This window comes from Haloarcula sp. DT43 (assembly GCF_037078405.1).
Classification (GTDB): Archaea; Halobacteriota; Halobacteria; order Halobacteriales; family Haloarculaceae; genus Haloarcula; species Haloarcula brevis.
This window is the reverse complement of sequence record NZ_JAYMGZ010000002.1, coordinates 632592-654993: the sequence shown is the minus strand read 5'-3', so window position 1 is coordinate 654993 and position 22402 is coordinate 632592. Positions and strand designations below refer to the sequence as shown.

Annotated in this window: 17 protein-coding genes; 7 read left to right on the top strand and 10 right to left on the bottom strand. The window is 68.6% G+C overall.

Features of this window, described 5'->3' with window-relative positions:
• Positions 1 to 21 precede the first annotated feature (21 nt).
• A complete protein-coding gene (locus tag VI123_RS10725) occupies positions 22 to 1878 on the bottom strand; it encodes a DEAD/DEAH box helicase (RefSeq protein ID WP_336338038.1) in 1857 nt (618 codons plus the stop codon).
• A 96-nt stretch (positions 1879 to 1974) separates the two neighbouring features.
• On the opposite strand from VI123_RS10725, the gene VI123_RS10720 reads away from it, so the two are divergent.
• Entirely contained in the window at positions 1975 to 3714 is a 1740-nt protein-coding gene (locus VI123_RS10720) for a Na+/H+ antiporter NhaC family protein (RefSeq protein WP_336338037.1), read from the top strand.
• 27 nt (positions 3715 to 3741) lie between these two features.
• On the opposite strand, the gene VI123_RS10715 is transcribed toward VI123_RS10720, so the two are convergent.
• A complete protein-coding gene (locus VI123_RS10715; protein ID WP_336338036.1) occupies positions 3742 to 4800 on the bottom strand; it encodes a glycosyltransferase family 4 protein in 1059 nt (352 codons plus the stop codon).
• Positions 4801 to 4880: 80 nt separating this feature from the next.
• Between VI123_RS10715 and VI123_RS10710 the strand changes: the two genes are divergently transcribed.
• Positions 4881 to 6677 carry a S9 family peptidase gene (locus VI123_RS10710; RefSeq protein ID WP_336338035.1) on the top strand — a complete coding sequence of 599 codons (1797 nt, stop codon included), beginning with the start codon at positions 4881 to 4883 and terminating at the stop codon, positions 6675 to 6677.
• Between the two features lie 109 nt (positions 6678 to 6786).
• A complete protein-coding gene (locus VI123_RS10705) occupies positions 6787 to 7281 on the top strand; it encodes an NUDIX domain-containing protein (RefSeq protein WP_336338034.1) in 495 nt (164 codons plus the stop codon).
• On the opposite strand, the gene VI123_RS10700 is transcribed toward VI123_RS10705, so the two are convergent.
• The 7 genes from VI123_RS10700 to VI123_RS10670 all read right to left on the bottom strand — a co-directional run bounded on the left by VI123_RS10700 (position 7278) and on the right by VI123_RS10670 (position 18143).
• Entirely contained in the window at positions 7278 to 8336 is a 1059-nt protein-coding gene (locus VI123_RS10700; protein WP_336338033.1) for an NAD(P)-dependent glycerol-1-phosphate dehydrogenase, read from the bottom strand. The genes VI123_RS10705 and VI123_RS10700 overlap by 4 nt on opposite strands.
• A gap of 81 nt (positions 8337 to 8417) precedes the next feature.
• On the bottom strand, positions 8418 to 9401 hold the full coding sequence (locus VI123_RS10695; RefSeq protein WP_336338032.1) for an NAD-dependent epimerase/dehydratase family protein: 984 nt from the start codon (positions 9399 to 9401) through the stop codon (positions 8418 to 8420).
• 48 nt (positions 9402 to 9449) lie between these two features.
• Entirely contained in the window at positions 9450 to 14000 is a 4551-nt protein-coding gene (gene gltB, locus VI123_RS10690) for a glutamate synthase large subunit (RefSeq protein WP_336338031.1), read from the bottom strand.
• Between the two features lie 154 nt (positions 14001 to 14154).
• On the bottom strand, positions 14155 to 14568 hold the full coding sequence (locus VI123_RS10685; RefSeq protein WP_336338030.1) for a CBS domain-containing protein: 414 nt from the start codon (positions 14566 to 14568) through the stop codon (positions 14155 to 14157).
• Between the two features lie 456 nt (positions 14569 to 15024).
• Positions 15025 to 16479, bottom strand: coding sequence for a proline--tRNA ligase (proS, locus tag VI123_RS10680; RefSeq protein WP_336338029.1), 1455 nt, complete (start codon positions 16477 to 16479; stop codon positions 15025 to 15027).
• Positions 16480 to 16561: 82 nt separating this feature from the next.
• Positions 16562 to 17338 (bottom strand): SAM hydrolase/SAM-dependent halogenase family protein, encoded by a 777-nt coding sequence (locus VI123_RS10675; RefSeq protein ID WP_336338028.1) that lies wholly within the window; start codon positions 17336 to 17338, stop codon positions 16562 to 16564.
• Positions 17339 to 17420: 82 nt separating this feature from the next.
• Positions 17421 to 18143, bottom strand: a complete 723-nt coding sequence (locus tag VI123_RS10670; protein WP_336338027.1) for a hypothetical protein — start codon at positions 18141 to 18143, stop codon at positions 17421 to 17423.
• Between the two features lie 81 nt (positions 18144 to 18224).
• Here VI123_RS10670 and VI123_RS10665 point away from each other — a divergent pair, with 81 nt between their 5' ends.
• The 4 genes from VI123_RS10665 to VI123_RS10650 all read left to right on the top strand — a co-directional run bounded on the left by VI123_RS10665 (position 18225) and on the right by VI123_RS10650 (position 21533).
• Positions 18225 to 18560, top strand: coding sequence for a DUF7471 family protein (locus VI123_RS10665; protein WP_336338026.1), 336 nt, complete (start codon positions 18225 to 18227; stop codon positions 18558 to 18560).
• Entirely contained in the window at positions 18557 to 19060 is a 504-nt protein-coding gene (locus VI123_RS10660) for a winged helix-turn-helix transcriptional regulator (RefSeq protein WP_336338025.1), read from the top strand. Before VI123_RS10665 ends, VI123_RS10660 begins: the two co-directional genes overlap by 4 nt.
• Positions 19061 to 19133: 73 nt before the next feature.
• The gene (locus VI123_RS10655; RefSeq protein ID WP_336338024.1) at positions 19134 to 20402 is read left to right on the top strand and encodes a DUF7405 family protein; all 1269 of its coding nucleotides are present in this window, start codon (positions 19134 to 19136) and stop codon (positions 20400 to 20402) included.
• A gap of 75 nt (positions 20403 to 20477) precedes the next feature.
• On the top strand, positions 20478 to 21533 hold the full coding sequence (locus tag VI123_RS10650; protein ID WP_336338023.1) for a twin-arginine translocation signal domain-containing protein: 1056 nt from the start codon (positions 20478 to 20480) through the stop codon (positions 21531 to 21533).
• A gap of 297 nt (positions 21534 to 21830) precedes the next feature.
• Here VI123_RS10650 and VI123_RS10645 read toward each other — a convergent pair whose 3' ends face one another.
• Entirely contained in the window at positions 21831 to 22313 is a 483-nt protein-coding gene (locus tag VI123_RS10645; protein ID WP_336338022.1) for a hypothetical protein, read from the bottom strand.
• Positions 22314 to 22402: the final 89 nt, after the last annotated feature.

Sequence of the window (22402 nt, the reverse complement as noted above, 5' to 3'; positions counted from 1 at the left end):
CCGAATACCGTCGCGACCGCCTCACTCCTCAGTCTCGGGTGGCTCGACCGCCTCGGCCTCCGTCTCGGTCACGCGGATGCCCTTCGAGGCGAGGTGGCGCATCTGTCGTCGGACGAAGTCCTCCTCGGTGGTTCCGCGCGTCGCCAGAATGACCATCTGGGCGTCCCCGGCGGGGCGCATCGTCCGCCCGGCCCGCTGTGCGCCCTGGCGGCGTGACCCGCCCAGGCCGGAGGCGACGATGGCAAGCTCGGCGTCGGGCAGGTCGATGCCCTCGTCGCCGACGCGGGAGACGACGAGCGTGTCCAGTTCGCCCCGGCGGAACTCGTCGAACAGCTTCTCCCGGCGGGCGTGTGGCGTCTCGCCGCTGATGAAGGGCGCGCCGATAGCCTCGCTGATGGCCTCGCCCTGGTCCAGATACTCGATGAACACGAGCGCCTTCGCGGCGGGGTTCTCGGCCAGCGCGTATCGTATCTCGTCGATTTTCCCGGTGTTGCTGGCGGCGGCCTGCCGGCGGTCGTGGCCCGACGTGGAGGTGTACTCGGACTGCTCGGTCTCGGTCCCCCACGGGACGAGGCGGATTTCGACCTCCGGCTCGGCGACGTAGCCCTCGTCGAACAGCTTGCCCCAGTCCGTCCCGATTGGCGGGCCGACGAGCGTGAATATCTCCTCCTCGTCGTCGCTCTCTCTGGTCGGCGTCGCGGTCAGGCCCAGGCGGTGTTTGGTCTGGAGGTCCGCGCTCCGGCGGTGGATGGGCGAGGGGACGTGGTGGACCTCGTCGTAGACGATGAGCCCCCACTTGCGCTGGTCGAACAGCTTGCGGTGGCGGTCCATGCCGGCGGTGCGGTAGGTGGCGATGGTGACCGGCCGGATTTCCTTCTCGCCGCCGTGGTACTCGCCGATGTCGTCGTCGGTGAGCGAGGTGTGCCGGACCAGTTCGTCGCGCCACTGGGTCGCGAGTTCGCGCGAGGGCACGAGAATCAGCGTCTCGCCGCCGACGGCGGCCATCGCGCCCATCGCGGCGACGGTCTTGCCCGACCCCGGCGGACCGACGAACACGCCCGAGCCCTGCTCGGTGAACCGCTCGACCCAGTCGCGCTGGTAGTCCCGCAGGCGCAGGCGGAGGTCCATCTCCAGGGCGTCGCCCGTTTCGAGGGCGCGGTCGTCCCGGACGGGATAGCCCGCCTCGTACAGCGTCCGCTTGATTTCGGCGGTGGCGTCCTCGTTGACCCACGACTCCGAGTCGGAGATGGGTGCCCGGAGGTGATCGTCGTCGAGCTTCTGGCGGGCGACGTTTCCCATCAGATCGTCGCTCTCGGCTTCGAGGACGACGTAGCCGTCTTCGTGGGTCGTCAGGCGGAACTTCCGGGCGCGCTCCCACTGGCTCGTGACCCACTCTTCGAGGTGGGGCGAGCGCTCGCCAAGCACGTCACGCATCGTCGTCAGGAGGGCGTCCAGGGACTCGTGGGGCGCGGCCCAGATGTCCTCCTCGCGGAGTTCGTAGACGTACCCGCCCGAGCGGTTCGTGTCCTGCAGGCGGGCGAACTGCGAGAGCTGGGCCCGCGTGAACTGTTCGGGGTGTTCGACGACCACCTCCCGGCGGTCGGGGAACAGGACCACGCGCTCGCGGTCGGTCACCTCGGCGACGTCCGTCGGGTACCACACGGACTCGACCTCGGTCACGTCCTGGCGCTCGATGTCGCCGGCGGCGGCGAGTCGCTCCAGCGCCGCCCGCGCCGCCTCGGGCGTCAGGTCCGTCTTCCGGGAGACCTCCGTGGCCGTGAGGTGCGGGCGGCCGACGGCGTCGATGGCGTCGTAGACGGCGTCGAGTTCGAGCGCCGCTGGGTCGTCGTCTCGGTCGGCTGGCTCCTCGGCTGTCACTACCGGACGGAGGCGGCGGACGCTCAAACGGGTTTCGTCTGGGCGGCTCCGCCGGCGAATACGTACATTGATATAGCGCCATCCGGACCTGCCGGCATGGTCGAGGGAATCGCCGCGGGACCGTGGTCTATCGTTCCCGCGCTCGTGGCCATCGGGCTGGCCTGGTACACTCGGGACGCCCTCATCGGGCTGTTCGTCGGCATCGTCACCACCGGCGTGCTAGTCGGCGCGTTACACCCGCAGGCCGTCGGGGTCCCGCCGGACCTGGTCACCGCCGGCGGCGAGGTGGCGACGGTCCGGCCACAGGCCGAGGACGGCAGTCCCTGGACGGTCGGCGTCGGCGGCGTCGTCCTCGGGGCGGTGTTCGGGCTGAAGGTCGTCCCGGAGATAATCGCCACGGCCCCGCTGTTCGGGGAGTGGTACGTCAAGAACGTCCTGCTGGCCATCTTCGCCATCGGCGGGCTCATCGGGCTGATGATTCGGGCCGGCGCGATACAGGGCGTCCTGGAGGCGCTGGTGGCGCGGGCCGACTCCGCCGCGGACGCCGAGAAGGCCGCCTTCCTGGCCGGTATCGCCGTCCACATCGACGACTACTTCAACTGCCTCGTGGTCGGCTCGATGATGCGCCCGCTGACCGACAAGTTCGACGTCTCGCGGGCCAAGCTGGCCTACTACGTCGACTCGGCAGGGTCGCCGGCTTCCCGGCTCGCGTTCTACTCGACGTGGGGCGCGGCGATGGTCGGGTTCATCGGGAGTGGCCTCGTCGAAGCCGAGCGACAGGGGACGCTCCCGTCGGGCATGGCGGACTTCGTGAACGCCGGCGGCGACCAGGTCACCGCGGCGACCGGCGCGGTCTGGCCGCTGTTTTTCAACACGCTGTTTACCGGCTTCTACTCCTGGGTCGCGCTCGGCCTCGCGGGGCTGGTCGCCTGGCAGGTCGCCCCGAACCTCTACGAGATGGGCGTCGAGGAGTCCCGCGCACGAACCGAGGGGAAGGTCGTCGGGGACGACGCCGACCCGATGCTCTCGGCGGAGATGGACGCCTACGAGATGTCCGAGACCGCCACGCCGGACTGGCGGAACTTCGCCTGGCCCATCGTCACCATGGTCGTCGTCGGCCTCGGCGCGATGTTCTGGCGGGCCAGCCCCGTCGTCTACGTCGAGGGCAAGGAGGGGATGGGTGCGACGCTCTTGCAGGTCGGCGGCTGGCAGCTCGTCGCGCCGCCGGCCGGCCCGTGGGCGTTCAACATCGGCGGCGTCCAGCTGGGCCTGGCATCCTTCGCCGCGCTCATCGTCGCCTTCCTGCTGTACCGCTGGAAGGGCGACATCCCGTCGAACGACGACGCCACCGACGCGATGCTGGTCGGTTTCAAAGGTATCCTGCTGGCCGCCGTCATCCTCATGTTCGCCAGTTCCATCCAGAACGCGGTGACGATACTGGGCGTCTCCGCGTTCGTGACGAACGTCTTCGGCGGCGTGCCGGCCTTCGTCGTCCCGGTCGGTGTCTTCCTCGTGACCTCGTTCGTGAGCTTCTCCGACGGCTCCTCGTGGTCGACCTACGGCATCATGTTCCCCATCGCCATCCCGCTGGCGTTCTCGACGGGCGCGAACCTCCCGCTCGTCCTCGGGGCGGTGTTCAGCGGCGGCATCTTCGGCGACCACACCTCGCCCATCAGCGACACGACCGTGCTGGCGTCGTCGACGAGCGGGAGCGACCACATGGTCCACGTCCGGAGCCAGGCCCCCTACGCCCTCATCGCGGCGGGCGTCGCGGCCGCGCTGTTCCTCGTGTTCGGACTCCTCGTCCCCGAGGGGTTCCGCGTCATCCCGTACTGACCGACGCACTCGCCGCCCGCGCGCCGGTCACAGGAGGCCGTATTCCTCGATACGTGTCTCGTAGAGCTCCTCGTACTCGGCGCGGACCGCGTCGTGGTCGAACTCGGCGACCGACTCGTCGACGGTCCAGCGTTCGAAGCCGGCCGACTCGGTGATTTTGTCGGCGATTTCCTGTGGGTTGGTCACCCGGAACGCGCGGTCGCGCTGCTCGATGAGTTCGTGGGCCGAGGACTCGGCCTGGTACTCGACGATGCCGATACAGCCACAGGCCATCGCCCAGAGGAGGTCCGTGGCGAAACACTCCCGGAACGCCGTCTGGACGAACACGTGTGCGCCCTTGTAAATCGAGACGCGCTCCTCGACGTCGCACGCGCCGACGAAGGTCACGCGGTCGTCGATGCGGAGGTCGGCGGCCTCCTGTTCGTAGTGCGCTCGCTCGGGGCCGTCGCCGATGACCGTCGCCGACCAGCCCTTCTGTCTGAGTTCCGCCAGCCCGAGCAACAGCGACTCGACGTTGGCGCTGCCGTCCAGCCGGTGGGCGTACACCACGTCGATTTCCTCGTCGGCGTCGGTCGCCCGGACGAGGTCCATGTCGATGCTCTGTGGGAGAACCGCGGTCTGGTCCGCTGTCGCCCCCCGCTCGCGGACCCGCGTCCGGACGAGCTCCGACGGCGTGACGAGACAGTCCGACGCCCGGAGCGCGAGTGCGGCCCGGCGGCTCTCGGGCACGTCCTCGTCGCCGAACCACTCGGTGAGCAGCGGCGCACGCGACAGCGTCGCGCCGGCCCTGGCCGCGAGCGCGACCGAGGCCGGGGTCGGATGGGCGTGGACGACGTCGGGGCGGAACCGCGCGAGCAGAAACGGCAGGCGAGCGCAGAAGGCGGGGACGGTCGGCGAGACGGTGACGGCGCGGTAGGTGACGCCGTCGCGTTCGCGCCGGTTGTCGAACCCCTGCCACCACTGCGAGCAGAAGACGGTCACGTCGTGGCCGGCGTCGGCGAGGTCGGTGGCCACCCGCTCCAGCCGGGTCCGTCCCTCTGTGTCCCGGTACTGGCTCGTCTCCATGGCGACGACCGCGACACGCATACAGGGGCGACGGTATGCCCGCTCAAAAAGCCACCCGTTTGCCGCAAAGGGTTTTGACCGCTCCCGCCTTCCCTCCCGGTGTGACCGCGTACGACCTCTCTCGCTATCTGAACGTCCGGAGCGCCTACGGCAGTTCGTTCGCGCCGGACGGGACGCTCGCGTTCCTGATGAACACGACCGGCGTCGCCCAGCTCTGGTCGCTGTCGGAGCCCCGCGGCTGGCCCGAACAGCGGACTTTCTACGACGAGGGCGTGAGCTTCGTCGACTACTCGCCCGAGCGCCCCGAACTCGTCTTCGGCATGGACGAGGGCGGCAACGAGCGGGCCCAGCTGTACCGCCTGGACGACGGCGGGCGCGTCCACGAACTCACTGCGATGCCCGACGCGAAACACCGCTGGGGCGGCTGGTCGCCGGACGGCGAGCGGTTCGCCTTCGCCTCGAACCGCCGCGACGAGGCCGTCTTCGACATCTACGTCCAGGACCGCGACGCGACCGGTGCGGACGCGGAACTGGTCTGGGAGGGCGACGGCTGGCTCTCCGTGGGCGGGTTCTCGCCGGACGGTCGGCACCTGCTCGTCAGCGAGGCCCACTCCAGTTTCGACCAGGACATCTACGTGCTGGACCTCGACGGCCGGGACCTGACCCACCTCACGCCACACGAGGGGACGGTCCGGTACACGAGCGCGTCCTGGGGCCCCGAGGGCGAGGCCGTCTACTGCGTCACCGACGCCGAGAGCGACACGCTCGACCTGGCCCGCCTCTCGCTGGACGGCGACCTCGACGTCGTTCGCTCGGATGACCAGTGGAACATCGACGGCGTCGCGCTCGACCAGGACAGCGGCCGGCTCGTGTACTCGCGTAACGTCGACGGCTACAACGAACTCACCGTCGGCGAACTGACGGGGCCGACCACGGTCGAGACGTTCCCGACGCCGGACCTCCCGGGCGGGCTGGCCGGGGGCGTCGCCTGGGGGCCCGACGCCGAGCGCTTCGCCGTCAGCGTCACCGGGCGGACCGAGAACACCAACGTGTTCGTCGTCGAAGCCGAGACCGGCGAGAGCGAGCGGTGGACCGAGGCGTCGACGGCCGGCATCCCACGCGAGACGTTCGTCGAGCCCGAGGTGGTCCGCTTCGAGTCGTTCGACGGTCGGGAGATTCCGGCGCTGTTCTCCCTGCCCGAGGGGGCCGGCGACGGCGACACGCCGGTCATCGTCGACATCCACGGCGGCCCGGAGAGCCAGCGCCGCCCCTCGTTCGCGGGCCTGACCCAGTACTTCCTCTCGCGGGGCTACGCCGTCTTCGAGCCCAACGTCCGCGGGTCGACGGGCTACGGCAAGGCCTACACCCACCTCGACGACGTGGAGAAGCGGATGGACTCGGTGCGGGACGTGCGCGCCGGCGTCGACTGGCTCCACGACCACCCGGCTGTGGACCCGGACCGAATCGTCGCGATGGGGGGATCCTACGGCGGCTTCATGGTACTTGCGGCGCTGACCGAGTACCCCGACCTCTGGGCGGCGGGGGTCGACGTGGTCGGCATCGCGAACTTCGTGACGTTCCTGGAGAACACGGGCGACTGGCGGCGCGAACTCCGTGAGGCCGAGTACGGGTCCCTCGCCGAGGACCGCGAGTTCCTCGAATCCATCTCGCCGATCAACAACGTCGACCGCATCGCGGCCCCGCTGTTCGTCCTCCACGGCGCGAACGACCCGCGCGTCCCGGTCGGCGAGGCCGAGCAGATAGCCGAACAGGCGGCCGCCCAGGGCGTGCCCGTCGAGAAACGCGTCTTCGACGACGAGGGTCACGGCATCAGCAAGCGGGAGAACCGCATCGAGGCCTACACGGCCGTCGTCGAGTTCCTCGACAAGCACGTCTGACCAGGTCCCCGCCGGACCCGGAACGCCGGGCCGCGTGGTTTTTATACGTCGGTTTCAATCGACGAAAACGGTCGGGCGGCTTTATGATGGTCCCGGAGCACCGTTTCGTATGGAGATAGCCGAGCGCTCGCGAGCGCGGGTCCAGGAGCGTCTCGCCCGACTCGAACAGGAGTTCGGCTCGACGCCGGTGGACCAGACCACCTTCTCCGTGGGGGCGGAGGCGTACCAGCGTGCCGTCGAGCGTTCGCGGGAGGGGCAGGTCGACGTGCACGCGTTCGTCCACAACGAGTCGGGGGACGTGCTGCTCAGCGACGACGACGGGTCCTGGGAGGTCCCGCAGGGACAGACCCAGGGAGCAGAGCGGCCGGCGACGGCGGTCGAGCGGGTCGTCACCGAGACGGCCGGCGTCGCCTGCACGGTTCGGGACGCGGTGCGGGCCACCATCTGCGGCGTCCGGAACGAAGCCGACCCGGACACCGAAACGGTGTACCGGCTCAGCCTCGTGTTCGACGTGGAAATCGACAGCGCCGCGCTCGATGATGGCGAGGCGGCGTCGATTCGGTGGGACGACCCGGGCGACGTGGCGGTCGCGGAACTTGTCTAGATGACGCCGGTGACGGTCGCCGCTTCTATCGCCGCTTCCTCGCTCATCCCGTCGCCCAGCACCGTGTAGCGGTCGCGTATCTGGTGGGCCGTCGTCAGCGCCTCGATGACCGTCTCGTCGTCGATGCCGAGTTCGTCCGCGGTCGTCGGCGCACCGATGGCGGCCAGCGCGTCCCTGGCGTCTCTCCACTTGCCCTTCTGGCCGCTGTGGAGATACTCGGTCATGATTGAGCCGACGCCGACCTGGTGGCCGTGGAGCGCGCCGTTGGGGACGAGCCGGTCGAGCTGGTGGGAGAACAGGTGCTCCGCGCCGCTGGCCGGGCGCGAGGAGCCGGCGATTGACATGGCGACGCCGGAGGAGACGAGCGCTTTCACGACAATCCAGGACGACTCCTCCAGCCCTTGCTTTATCGAGTCGGCGCTCTCGACGAGCATCTCGGCGGTCATCTGCGAGAGCGCGCCGGCGTACTCGGAGTAGGGGACGTTCTTGAGCCGGTGGGCGAGCTGCCAGTCACGGACGGCGGTGTAGTTCGAGATGATGTCGGCACAGCCGGCGGTGGTCAGCCGCCAGGGGGCCTCCGCCAGCACCTCGGTGTCGGCGATGACGGCCAGCGGCGGCTCGGCGGCGACGCTGTGGCGCGTATCGCCCTCGGGGACCGAGCCGCGGCCGGAGACGATGCCGTCGTGGCTCGCGGCCGTCGGCACCGAGACGAAGCCCAGGCCCAGGTCGTCGGCCGCCATCTTCGTGATGTCGATGGCTTTCCCGCCGCCGACGCCCAGCAGGAAGCCAGCGTCGATGTCCGCGGCGTGGTCGATGACCCGCTGGACGGCGTCGAAACTGGCCGTCTCGATGACTATCTCGGAGGGGTCGTAGCCCTCGTCCTCGAACTGGGCCAGTACTCTCTCGCCTGCGACCTCGTGTGGCGTCGGGCTGGAGACGACGAGCGGCCGGCCGGTCAGGTGGAGTTCGCTGACGGCCTCGATTGTCCGGTCGAGGACTCCGTGCCCGACGACGACGTTCCGGGGCAGGCGAATCCAGGTGCGTTTCTCGAACATATCAGTGAGTCCCCGCCGCGCGTGAAAACAGTTTAGGTGCGGTGCCGGCGCGGTTCCGAAGCCAGGACGGCGGGCCGCCTTTCACTCCGTGACGCGTTCGATGACCGCCGTCTCGGTGTCACGGTCCGGGCCGTACTTCCGGCCGGTCCTGTCGTTCTCGCGGTGTTCGGTGACAGTCCGCCGGAGGCCGACCCGGTGGGGCGTCGAGGCCCACCCCAGCGACCGGAGCTTCTCGACGCTGAGGACGTGGGGCGTGGCGCGGTACATCGGGAAATCTTGGGGCTCCAGACCCTCACGAGCGAGGTCCCGCGCCGTCGCGCCGATTTGCTCGACGCCGGTCTCGCACGTCTCGGCGAGCAGGTCGACCCACTGGGTGAGCATCGGCGCGTGCTCGTCCCCGACGTTGTACGCCTCGCCCGCCTCGCCGTCCTCGGCGACGATGCGGAGCGCTCGCGCGACGTCCTCGACGTAGGCCATCTGCCAGAGGCTGAGGCCGTCGCTGGGGACGACGATTCGGTCCTGCACGGCGACCCGGTCCACCCAGTAGGCGAACCGCTCGGTGTAGTCGTGGGGGCCGTAGACGACGGTGGGGCGGACGCTCATCGCGCGGACCCCGTCCTCGGCCGCAGCGAACACCTCCCGGTCGCCCTCGGCCTTGCGCGGGCCGTAGGTCGCCGCGCTGTCCGTGGTGGCCTGCTCGTCGTCGCACGGCTCCAGCGCGGTCTGGTCCTCGCGCTTGGGGACCCGCTCTTCGCCGTAGGCCGCGCCGCTGGAGACGTAGACGTAGGCCTCTGCGTCGGCGAACACGTCGGCCGCTTCCCGCACGTCTCTCGGGAAGTACGCCACGCAGTCGACGACGGCGTCCGGGTCGACCCGCTCGCGCGCGGTTTCGAGGGTGTCTCGGTCGCGCCGGTCGCCGATCAGGTGGGCGATATCGGTGTCCGCGAACGGGTTCGGGCGCTGCCCGCGGGTGAGCATCGTCACGTCGTACCCCGCGTCGCGGAACTCGGTGACCGCGTGTCGGCCGATGAATCTGCCGCCGCCGATGACGAGGACGCTGTCCATACCAGTGCCTGGAGCGGCAGCGGCAAAAAACGGGTCGCCGACGTGGCGTCAGTCGTCGACGGAGGCCACGAAGTCGGTCTCTGCCGCGTCGGCGCTCGGGGCGGCCTTCGCCGGCGGTTCGTTGCGCACGTCGTCGCGCTCGCGGTCGCTGATGACCTCGGCGTAGGCGTCGGGCATCACCTTCGTGAAGTTCTCCAGTTCGGCGTCCCAGTCCTCGAGCAGTTCCGCCGCGCGGTCGGAGTCGGTGTAGGCGGCGTGGTTCTCGACCAGCCGGGTAATCATCTGGCGGTCCTTGCCCTCCAGCGAATCGGACAGGGACACCATGCCGGTGTTGGCCTTCGCTTCGAACTCGCCGTCGGGGTCGTAGACGTAGGCGACGCCGCCGGACATGCCGGCCGCGAAGTTCTTGCCCGTCTCGCCCAGCACGACGATTGCACCGCCGGTCATGTACTCACAGCCGTGGTCGCCGACGCCCTCGACGACGCCCTTGACGCCGGAGTTGCGGACGGCGAAGCGCTCGCCGGCCATCCCGTTGACGTAGGCCTCGCCCTGGGTCGCGCCGTACAGCGCGACGTTGCCGATGACGATGTTCTCCGTCGGGTCGAAGGGAGCGTTGTCCGGCGTTTTCAGGACGAGCTTCCCGCCCGACAGGCCCTTGCCGACGTAGTCGTTGGCCGTCCCGGTCAGTTCCATCGTCACACCCTGTGCGAGGAACGCGCCGAAGGACTGGCCGGCCGTACCGTCGAAGTCGACGCGGATGGTGTCGTCCGCGAGGCCGTCGCTGGCGTGCTCGCGGGAGATGCGGTTCGAGAGCGTCGCCCCGACCGCGCGGTCGACGTTGTCGATGTCGGCGTCGATGGCGACCGGGTCGCCCTTGTAGATGGCGTCCTCGGCGGCGTCGATGAGGTCCCAGTCGAGCTGTTCGTCGACCTCGTGGGTCTGCTCGCGCTGCTTGTAGCGGCCGTCGTTGTCGGCCGGTTCGGCGATGACCGACGAGAGGTCGAGCTTCTGGGCCTTCGGCTGGCTCACGTCGTCACGCTGTGCCAGGACGCTCGGGCGGCCGATCATCTCGTCGACCGTCTCGAAGCCGAGTTCGGCCATGATTTCCCGCAGTTCCTGGGCCACGAACGTCATGTAGTTGATGACGTGCTGTGGCTCGCCGGGGAACCGCTCGCGGAGGTTCTCGTTCTGGGTGGCGATGCCGACCGGACAGGTGTTCTCGTGACACTGCCGGGCCATCACGCAGCCGGAGGTGACCATCGAGGCGGTCCCGAAGGTGTACCCCTCGGCACCGAGCAGGGCGGCGACGGCCACGTCGCGGCCGGTCTTCATGCCGCCGTCGGTCGTCACCTTGATGCGCGAGCGCAGGCCGGTGGCCCGGAGCATCTGGTTGGCCTCGGAGACGCCCAGTTCCCACGGGAGGCCGGCGTTCTTGATGGAGGTCTTCGGCGACGCGCCGGTCCCGCCGTCGTGGCCCGAGATGTGGACCACGTCGGCGTTGGCCTTGGCGACGCCGGCCGCGATGGTCCCGATGCCGTCCTCCGAGACCAGTTTGACGTTGATGTCTGCCTCCGGGTTCGAGGCCTTGAGGTCGTGGATGAGCTGTTTGAGGTCCTCGATGGAGTAGATGTCGTGCAGCGGCGGCGGCGAGATGAGACCGACGCCCGGCGTCGCGTACCGGACGTGGGCAATCATCTCGTTGACCTTCTTACCGGGCAGGTGGCCGCCCTCGCCGGGCTTGGAGCCCTGGGCCATCTTTATCTGGAGCTCGTCGGCCGACGCGAGGTAATCGGAGGTGACGCCGAAGCGGCCGGAGGCGACCTGCTTGGTCGTACACTCCTTCTCGGTGCCGAACCGCTCGGGCGGCTCGCCGCCCTCGCCGGTGTTGGCGTTGGCCCCGAGCCGGTTCATGGCGATGGCGTTGTTCTCGTGCATCTCGGGCGACAGCGACCCGAGCGACATCGCGGCCGTCTCGAAGCGTTCGACGATGTCCTCGACCGGCTCGACGTCCTCGATGGGGACGGACTCACGGTCGGAGTCGAACTCCAGCAGGCCACGCAGGGTCTGGAGCTCCTCGTTCTGGTCGTTGACCAGCTCGGCGAACTCCTTGTACGTGTCGTAGTCGCCCATCCGGACGGCCTGCTGAATCTTGCCGACCGTGTTGGGGTTCCACTGGTGGTGAATGCCGTTCGAGCGGAACTCGTACTCGCCCTGGCGGGGCATGTCGGGCTCGTCCTCGCTCCAGGCGACTTCGTGGCGCTGGGTGAGGTCGTCCTCGATTTCCTCGATACCGATGCCCTCGGTCCGGCAGGTCGTCCCCTCGAAGTACTCGGCGACGAAGTCCGAGGAGAGGCCGACGGCCTCGAATATCTGGGCACCCTGGTAGGACTCGACCGTGGAGATGCCCATCTTGGCCATCGTCTTCAGGAGGCCGTCCTCGACGGCGGTGATGTAGGCGTCGATGGCGTCGGCGAGGTCAGCGCCGTCCGGGCCGGCCACCAGGTCCTCGATGGTCTGGTAGGCCAGGTAGGGGTTGACGGCTCCGGCCCCGTAGCCGATGAGCGTCGCGAAGTGATGCACTGCACGCGGGTCGCCGGACTCGACGACGAGGCCGACGTGGTTGCGGAGGCCGTTGCGGACGAGGTGGTGGTGGACGCCACCGACCGCCAGCAGGCTCGGTATCGGCACGCGGTCCTCGTCCGCGCCACGGTCGGAGAGCACGAGGACGTCGTGTTCCTTGGCGGCGGCGTCGGCCTCGGCCCGCACGTCCTCGACGGCCTGGCGGAGGTCACCGTCTTTCTCGTAGGTGATGTCGATGACCTTCGTGGACATGCCGTTCGCGTCTAGGTCCTTGATGGCTGCCGTCTCCTCGTCGGTGAGGATAGGCGAGTCCAGAACGAGCTGGCGGGCGTGGCTCTGGCTCTCGTCGAGGATGTTACGCTGGTGGCCCAGCCGGGACTCTAATGAGGTGACCAGTTCCTCGCGGATGTAGTCCAGCGGCGGGTTCGTCACCTGGGCGAACAGCTGCTTGAAGTAGGTGAACAGCGGTCGGTTGAACTGCGAGAGCACCGACAGCGGCGTGTCGTCGCCCATGGAGCCGACGGGGTCCTTGCCCTTCTCGGCCATCGGCTCGATGAGGTGGTCGACCTCGTCGTAGGTGTAGCCGTACATCGCCTGGTGGCTCCGGAGCGCGTCCGAGGGGTCTCGGGGCGCGTTGTCCTCGCGGTCGGCCACGTCCTCGATGTCGACCTGCTCCTGGGCGACCCACTCGCCGTACTTGTCGTCGGTGATGTCGTCGAACACTTCCGCGTCGGGGATGACGCGGCCCTCCTCGGGGTCGGCGAGGAAGCACTGGCCCGGCTGGAGCCGGCCACGTTCCCGAATCTCGGTGGCGTCGTGTTCCAGCGCGCCGGCCTCCGAGGACATCACGAGCGTGTTGTCCTCCAGCACGTCGTACCGGCACGGACGCAGACCGTTGCGGTCCAGCACCGCGCCGATGCGGTCGCCGTCGGTCGCGGCGACGAGCGCCGGGCCGTCCCACGGCTCGACCAGCGAGGCGTGGTAGTCGTAGAAGTCGCGCCGGGCGCCGGTCACGTCGTTCATCTCGCCGCGCCAGGCTTCGGGGATGAGCATCCGCAGGGCGTGGGGGAGGTCGCGGCCGCCCTGCAACAGGAGTTCGAGCGCGTTGTCGACGCTCGCGGTGTCTGACTGCTCGGGGTCGTCGATGATGGGCTTGATTTTCTCCAAGTCGCCCTCGAACTCGTCGCTCTGGATGTCGGTCTCCCGAGCGCGCATCCAGTTGATGTTGCCCTGGATGGTGTTGAACTCGCCGTTGTGGATGACACGGCGGTACGGATGTGCGAGATGCCACGCGCCCAGCGTGTTCGTCGAGAAGCGGGCGTGGACCATCGCAAAGGTCGACTGCATCCGCTCGTCTTCGAGGTCGGGGTAGTAGTCTTCCAGCTGTTCGGCCTTGAGCAGGCCCTTGTAGACGACGACGTCGGTGGCGAGGGAGACGACGTAGAACCGCTCGTGACCCGTCGGTGCCTCTTCTTCGACGGTGTTTTCGAGCGCCCGGCGGCCGACGTACAGCTGGTTCTCGAAGGCGTCGCCGGTCTTGCCCGTCGCGGAGGTGACGAAGAACTGGACGATGTCGGGCTCGGATTCCAGCGCCGTCGCGCCTAGGTCGCTGTTGTCCGTGGGAACGTCGCGCCAGTCGAGGACGTCCAGTCCCTCCTCGGCGAGTTCCGACTCGACGAGGTCTTTCAGCCTCTCGGCGACCTCGTCGTCGTCCTTCGGGAGAAAGAGCGTGCCGACGGCGTACTCGCCGACTGGCGGCAGGTCGGCGTCGACTTCGACGGCGAAAAACTCGTGTGGAATCTGGAGCATGATGCCCGCCCCGTCGCCCGTGTCCTGCTCGGCACCCGTCGTCCCTCGATGTTCGAGGTTGTCGAGGAGTTCGAGTCCGTCCGATACAACCCAGTGGTCGCTGTCGCCGTCGAGGTCCATGACGACCCCGACACCACAGTTCGACCGCTCGTCCGTGGGGTCTGCAAGCCCGGCGTCGCCTGCAGAGAGACCTGTCTGTCGCTCAACCATGTGTTTCACGACTAGGCGTGCCCCTATAAGAGGGTACTCCTAATGGTATAAGTGTTGTTTAACCCCACATTAAGGCATATATATTTGTCACGATTGTTCGGCTTGTATCACGATTTATATTGATTGGACTGCAGGCTGGCGGTTCCCGAGGTGGTCAGCCCAGCACCGGCGCGGTCGGCTCCTCGATACCCGAAACGTAGGCCGTCATGTCAGTTGTCGTCAACATTCCGACCACGCCCTCCGTCTCGTCGACGACGGGGAGGTGGTGGACACCCGCTTCCAGCATCAGGCCCGCGGCCGTCTCGACGGCGTCGTTCGCCGTCACGGTCACCAGGTCCGTCGTCATGAACTCGGAGACGGCTAACCCGGTCGTGTCGCCGCCCTCTGCGGCGATTTCGACGAAGTCCGTGGAGGTGAGAATCCCCGACAAGCCACCGTCAGCGTTGACGACCACGACGGAACTGATAGTCTCGTCGAGCATCCGCTTGGCGACCGCTTGCGCGTTCGCGTCGGCGGGGACAGTCGTTACGGGCGATGACATAATTCGTCCGACAAACACGTCGTCCATGACAGCCGATAACATGGCCCGTGATATAACCGTGTTGGTTCCGGATATCTATCGGTTCCAGCGAACCGAGACTGTATAAGGCCATATTATGTGCTGGCGGCTGGCGTGCGCGCACTGCCGTGCCAGTCCCTGCACAATGGTCTCCCGAGACGGTCGCCACGGGACGACTGCCCGCCGGGAACTCCCGGGCGGCGGCCCAACGCCGGTTCCCACGACGGAATCTGTTCGCCGTTTGGCGTTTGTATGACTGTAGTCTGACGGCGATTTATATACATAGGGCCAGCAGTGGTCACCGGGGGCACGGAGAAAAACGTCACACGCTCCCCGACCCCATCCTTCCTTCAGTCGGCTGCCCGGTAGCCGTGGGTCTCGACCGTTTCCTTCCTCGGGTGCTCGCGCACCACTCGTCGCAAAACGTCGGCGAAAACTGCGGACCCTCGCTCCGCACGGGCCGGTTCAGTAGCTCTTTGCGAAGTACGCCGTCTCTTCTGCGTCCTCGCCGCAGATGGCACACTCGTCGTGAATCGGCTCCTCGTCGCGGTCCAGCGGGACCATCACGATTTCGGCCGCGATAGCGTCCTTGATGGGTTCCTCGCAGTCCTCGTCGCCACACCAGCCGCACTTCACGTAGCCGCCGTGCTGGCCGATGGTGCCCAGAATCTCCTCGCGGGACTCGGCCTCGCGTATCTCGCCCTCCAGCGTCTCTTCGGCCTCGGCGTAGAGCTTGGCGTGGACGGTGTCGAGGTGCTCCTCGACCGTCTCGGCGATGCCCTCGCGGTCGACCGTGGCGTTCTCGCCGTCGGGGCGGTGAACGAGCGTCGCCTCTCCGTCCTCGACCTCGTGGGGGCCGATTTCGACGCGGAGCGGGACGCCGTGCAGTTCGTGTTCGTTGTACTTGAAGCCGGGATTGCGGTGCTCGCGGTCGTCCAGTTCGACGCGGACGCCGGCCTCGTCGAGTTCGGCGGCGAGGTCCGCGGCGTACTCCACGACCTCGTCCTTGTTGTCCTCCTGCCAGATGGGGACAACGACGACCTGGTCGGGCGCGAGGGCGGGCGGGAGCACGAGCCCCTGGTCGTCGGAGTGAGTCATGATGAGCGCGCCCATCGCGCGCCAGGAGAGTCCCCACGACGTGGTGTGGGCGGTGTTCTCCTCCTCGTCGGCGTCGGCGTAGGTGATGTCGAACGCCTCGCCGAAGGAGGTCCCGAGGTAGTGGGAAGTGGCCGCCTGCACGGTCTTGCCGTCGGGCATCAGCGTCTCGATAGTCGTCGTCGTGTGCGCGCCGGGGAACTTGTCGTGGGGCGGTTTGCGGCCCTTCAGCGGCGGCATCGCCATGACCTCCTCGTAGAGGCGGGCGTACTGGTCCAGGCGGGTCATCGTCTCCTCCCACGCGCCGTCCTCGTCGGCGTGGGCGGTGTGGCCCTCCTGCCAGAGGAACTCCTTGGTCCGGAAGAACGGCTTCGTCTCGGTGGCCTCCCACCGGACGACCGAACACCACTGGTTCAGACGCATCGGGAGGTCCCGGTGCGAGCGGGTCCACTGGGCCATGAACGGCGCGATGATGGACTCGCTGGTGGGCCGGACGGCGAGGCGCTCTTCGAGTTCGTCGTGGCCGCCGTGGGTCACCCACGCGACCTCGGGGTCGAACCCCTCGACCACGTCTTTCTCCTTCTCCAGATAGCTCTCGGGGATGAACAGCGGGAAGTAGGCGTTCTGGACGCCCGTGTCCTTGAACCAGCCGTCGAGGTTGTTCTGGATGCGCTCCCAGATGGCGTAACCGCGTGGACGCGTGACGATGAACCCGCCCATGGGGGCGTAGTCCGCGAGGCCGGCCTTCTGGACGACCTCGGCGTACCACTCGCCGGGTGAATGCTCCTTGCTCTCGGTGATGCCGAGTTCCTGCTCGCCACTCATTAGGTGTGTCCTGGCCCAGGGCGCTAATAAACTCCCCGAAGGGTGGTTGGACTGGCACGCCGAGCGGAGCCGGCGTGGGCTGTTATCCCCGGACCGTGAGTTCGTCGCCCGGCTCCGGTCGGCCGAAAGCCGACGCCGCGGAGCCGCCCCGCAGGAACAGTTCCTGGTAGGGGTCCTCGCCGCCTGCGGAGCCGGGCACGACGGCGAGTGTGCCCTCCGGTACCTCCGAGACGGCGTCCCTGACGACCGCGTCGCGGGACTCGCCGTTGAGTTCGACGGTGACCGTGTCGCGTTCCGGGTCGAACGCCGAGGCCCGAATCGAGGTCTTGACGTTCCCGTACCCGTCGACGTGACAGACCACGGATTCTGGCGGGGCCGGCACGTCCGCAAGCGACCGCTCCGCGCCCAGCGACGAGCGGTCCCCGTTCGCTAGCTCGGCGACGCGACGCGGGAACAGGTCACGCGAGCGGAACTGGCCGGTGTCGGCCGGCAGTTCGACCTCGCGGACGGTCGTGGCGTGGTCGGCGACAAACGAGAGGTTGTAGCCAGCGTCGACGGCGACGACGGGGACGCCGGTGTCCAGTTCGAGATAGCACAGCGGGCCGCCGGTGTCCGCCCGCTCCGGCGTCGTTTCCGCGGTCCGTGGCGCGGTGTTCGAGTAAATCAGCAGGTCGTCGAACGAGGGGTTGTGGACGCCGAGCTGTGCGAGCCAGAACCCCGTCGCGACGGTCGAGAACGGCCGGACTGCGGTCGATTGGACGGTCATCGTCGGGTCGGCAGCGGTGAGGCGGTGGACGACCTCCGAGAAGGCTGGGTCGGCCGGGCCGTAGTCCGCGACGAGATGGACGAAGGTGCTCATGTGGAACCCCGGTCGCTACCACGTCGGTGCGCCTGTAGAATCTTGTGCCCTGGCACACCAGTCGAGGGGTCGAGGGTCGGACTCAGGCCCCGATGGTCGTCAGCGAGGCGATGGAGTCGGCGACGCGGCGCTCCATCCCCGTTCCGGCGAACCCCGGCGCGGGGTCGACGGCCTGTGCGTAGACCTCCGACTCGCCCTCGACGAACTCGACGCTGAGTGCGCGCGCGCCGAAGCGGTCCAGCAGCTCCCGGACCCGGGCCGCGAGCGTCACCTCGACGGTCTCCTCGCTGACGACGCGGTCCAGCCCGGAGACCTCCGACCGGACCCGAATCGCCCGCAGGTGCGTCTCGCGGCCGTCGTCGACGGCGAAGTACTTGTACTCGACCGGGTCCTCGCGTACCCGGGCCTGGAAGAAGTCACCCTCGTCGCTGCCCGCCGGCACGCCGTCCCAGCAGTAGCGGGTCCGGGCGACGTACTCGCAGTCGGGCTTCTCGAACCAGACGGTTGGGACCCGACAGCCGACCTGTTCCAGGCCGTGGAGGGCGACGAGCCGGCACGACAGCGCCGTCGTCGCGAAGAACCCGTTCCAGGTCTCGACCCCGACCCTGTCGGCGTACCGGAGCGCGCTGAACGACTCGGGCCGGAGCGTCGTGTTGACGAGCGCGGCCAAGTCGTCGATGTCGGCCTCTGCCACCGGGTTTCCGGGACGGAGAAACGCGACATCGAACCCCCGGGCGGAGAGCCGCTCCGCGACGGCACCGAACACCGGATGCTCCGGTTCGCAGATGAAGCCGATGCGGTCCATACCGCCACGTCTCAGCGGGCCGATAAAAAAGCCGTGCCGGACCGAACGACTCAGGAGTGACGGCCCCGAACTGTGACCGTGATGAAACTACACAGTGTCGGGGGGTACCCCGTCGGCGGGATACCGGACATCGCCGTCGTCGTCGGCCTCTCTGCCGTCGCCGGGGCGGTCCTGTGTGGCCTCGCTGTCACGGCCTACCGACGGCGTGGGACGCGCCCGTACCTGCTGATTGCGCTGGCGCTCGCCGCACTGCTCGCCCGACCGCTGGTCGCACTGTTGTCGGGGTTCTCGATGGTCTCGGGTCCGACCCACCACCTCCTCGAACACGCGCTCGATACGCTGTTCGTGGTCCTCGTCCTCGGCGCGGTGTACTACGCCAGGACGGTCGAGAAGCGCCTCGACGAGGAGGGAGCGTGAGCGACACCAGAGCCCGGATATACCGGCACATCGAGGCCAACCCGGGCGTTCACTTCCGGGAGCTGACCCGGGCGCTGGACCTCGCTACGGGCCAGGTCCAGTACCACCTGGCCCGACTCGACCGGGTGCACAGCGAGTCGGTCAACGGGCGCACCCACTACTACGCGGCGTCGTTCGACCCCTGGGAGCGCCACGCCATCGCCTTCCTCCGGCGGGAGACGGCGAGAGATATCCTCGTGACGCTCATGGAGCGCGAGACGGCTCGCCCCGGAGAGGTGGCCGAGGCGCTCGACATCGCCCGGAGCACGCTCGAACATCACCTGGACGGGCTGGTCGACCACCGTGTCGTCGAGAAGCGCCGGGCCGAGGGACAGGTGACGCTGGCGCTCCGGCGGCCGGAGCGGACGGTCGAACTGCTCGCGGCGGTCGACCCCACGACCACCGACCGCCTGTCGGACCGCTTCGCCCGGCTGCTGGACCGGCTCTTCGAGAGCGGGTAGCCGAACCGCGGGACCGGATGCGTTCGAGTCCCGTACCACAACCCAATTGGAGGGCCGGCCCCTAGAACGGGTGATGACTGAACGCGGTATCTCCCGACGCGAGTTCGCCAAAAGCGCCGTCGCCATCGGCGGCACCGCGGCGCTGGCCGCCTGTCTCGACCGCGGGTCGGGGACGGTTCCCGAGGGGACCGACGACCCCTCGTCGCTCCCGGAGCGCCAGCACGCCTGGAACGCGGCGCTGGCGACCGACGACGCGGGGAACCACCGGCTGTCGCGCCACCACGTCCTCCTCCTGCTGAACTACCCCGGCGACGGCACGCCGAGCGACGCCGACCGCGAGCAGGTCGAATCGGCGCTTCGGGACCTCGAACGCGCCTACGAGTGGAGCAACGAGGGGCTGCTGTTCACGCTCGGGTACAGCCCGGCCTACTTCGACCGCTTCGAGGCCGACGTGGCCGGCGTCGACCTGCCCGAGCCGGCGGCGCTGGCCCCCTTCGAGGACCCCGAGTTCGACACACCCGACGCCCTGTTGCACCTCGCCAGCGACGACGAGCGGGTCGTCATCGAGGCCGAGGAAGCGCTGAAAGGCACCCGGGAAGCCGCCAACGACCACGAGATGACCGCGACGTTCGAGGGCGTGCTGCACGAGGCGGACCGCCGGACGGGGTTCGTCGGGGCCGGCCTGCCCGCCGAGAACCAGGACGCCGACGGGATTCCGGACTCCGAGCCGGTTCCCGACGACGCGCCGCTGTTCATGGGATTCAAGTCCGGGTTCGACGGCAACCAGGCCTCCGAGGACCGCGTGACGGTCGACTCGGGGCCGTTCGCCGGCGGCGCGACCCAGCACCTCTCGAAGATACGGCTACAGCTCCAGCAGTGGTACGAGCAGGAGTCACACGACCAGCGCGTCTCGAAGATGTTCTGCCCGGCCCACGCCGCCGAGGACAAGGTCGAGGGCGTCGGCGAGAACCTCGGCACCGACAGCGGCGTCGACGAGTGCCCGGCTGACGTGGTCGAGAGCAGTCGACGGGAGGGCGTCGTCGGGCACGCCCAGAAGATGTCCCGGGCCAGAGAGGACGACGCGCCGACGATTCTCCGCCGGGACTTCGACTCCACCGACGGCGGCGAGGCCGGCGTCCACTTCCTCTCCCTGCAGCGGTCCATCGCCGACTTCGTCGCCACGAAACAGGCGATGAACGGGACCGACGTCGCGGCGGACTCCGCCGTCGGCCAGCAGGTCAACAACGGTATCCTCCAGTACATGACCGTCACACGCCGCGGGAACTACCTGTTGCCGCCGCGCTCGCTGCGCGCGCTGCCGCCGGCGGACCCGGCCGCGTGACGGCAGGCGGGTCCCGGCTCCCGGTTTCGGCCGCCGTACCAGAACGGTCTTTCAGACGAGGACCCAAGACGGCCCATGAATCGCCGACAGTTCCTCGCCAGCACCGGCGTCGCCGCATCGGCGGCCCTGGCGGGGTGTGGCTCGCTGAGCACGCAGTCGACGCGCGCACCGCCGCTGGTCGAGAACCGCCCCGACGCCACGTACCGGCCCACCCACGCCGAGGGGATGGGGATGGCCGGGATGGCACAGGCCGGCGAGTACATGGTCGGGCTGACCTACTCGTTCCCCCACCGCTTCTGGACCGTGACCGGGACGACGGCGGAGAGGGTCGACATCCGGAGCGAGGACAGCGTCCACCTGATGGCGACCGTCTGGGACCCCGAGACGGAGATGGTGCTGCCGGTGTCCGCCGGCCTCTCGATTACCGTCGAACGCGACGGCGAGACGGTCGCCGACAAGTCCCCGTGGCCGATGATATCACAGAACATGGGATTTCACTACGGCGACAACTACGCCCTGGACGGCGACGGCGTCTATCAGCTCTCGGTCCGCGTCAACGGGATGGGCGAGCGCCGGCTGGGGGCCTTCGACGGGCGGTTCGGCGAGGCCGGCGAGGCGACGGTCGAGTTCGACTTCGCACAGAGCACCCTCGACCAGCTCTCGTTCGAGGAGTTCCCGGACTCACAGGGCGAACGCGCCGCCGTCGACCTGATGAACATGGACATGCTGCCGACCTCGCAGGTGCCCGAGGTGTCGGCCCTGCCCGGGACGGTCCTCGGGACCGATAAGGGGAGCGACGGCGTCTACGCCGTCACCTGGCTCCGGGACGCCGCGTTCCTCGCCGACGGCGAGTCGTATCTCGCCGTCTCGGTCCGGACGCCGTACAACCGCGTCCCCCTGCCGATGATGTCGCTGGACGGGACCGTGGAAGCCGACGGCGAACCGGTGTTCGAGGACGCGCTGACCGCCGCGGTCCACCCCGACCTCGGGTACCACTACGGCGCGGTCGTCGAGACGACGGTCGAAGAACCGTCCGTCGGCGTCGACGTCGTCGCCCCGCCGCAGGTGTCCCGTCACGAGGGGTACGAGACGGCGTTCATGGCGACGCCGTCGTTCTCGTTTGGGAACTGACCCGCCGCGGTCACACCTAGTCGAACCACTCGGTGTACGCGTCGCAGTCGCGGCATTCGGCGCGGAGGCTCCACTCGTCCCCGCGTTCGTGGTCGGACGGTGCCACCCTGTGTATCCGTACGTCCACCGACCCACATTCCGGACACTGGCTCGGAACCTGTTCATCAAACATGTCTGAGTGCTGTCCGTATAGTTGCCAGAATTATCCCGTGGGTTGATATTTGTTTCCCAGACGTGTCTCGTACAACCCAGTTTCCGGCGAGACGTGGGAAACCGAGCGACGCGTCCCTGGGAGGCTCACTCCACGGCGAACGGGCTCGCGCTCCGTTGCCACGGCCACCCCGGGACTCGCGTCTGGACGCCGGCGGCGAGGGCGGCGTCGAGGTCGTCAGCGCCGGCCGGCTCCGCGTCGTCCCCGTGGGTCCGCACGTCCGCGACGTGGAAGGTCGCTTCCGCGAGCAGTCGGAGCGGTTGCTCGCCGGCGATAATCGCGGCCAGCTCGCGGCCGAGAAGTTCGTCGACGACGAACCCCGGGTAATCGCCCGCGACGTCCAGGTCTCGAAGCAGACGCGCCAGCGCGGCGGCGTTGACCGCGCGGTCGCCGTCGGCGAACACCTCGTCGATGGCGGCCGCGTAGGCGTCGTCGGTGAGCGTCTCGACCTCGACGCCGAACTGGGCCCCGAGGTGGGCCCGGGTTTCGTTCACGAGCGGGACGACGTCGTCGCGCCGGTCCTGTATCCGGTCGTACTCCTCCCGGACGGTCTCGGGCGTCAGTCGCATGCCGGTGTCTCACACGGAATGCGTTTACCGCTTGCGGGCACGGACGGTCTCGACCTCCGTATTGCGAAGGCTTTTATAACACGAAGGGA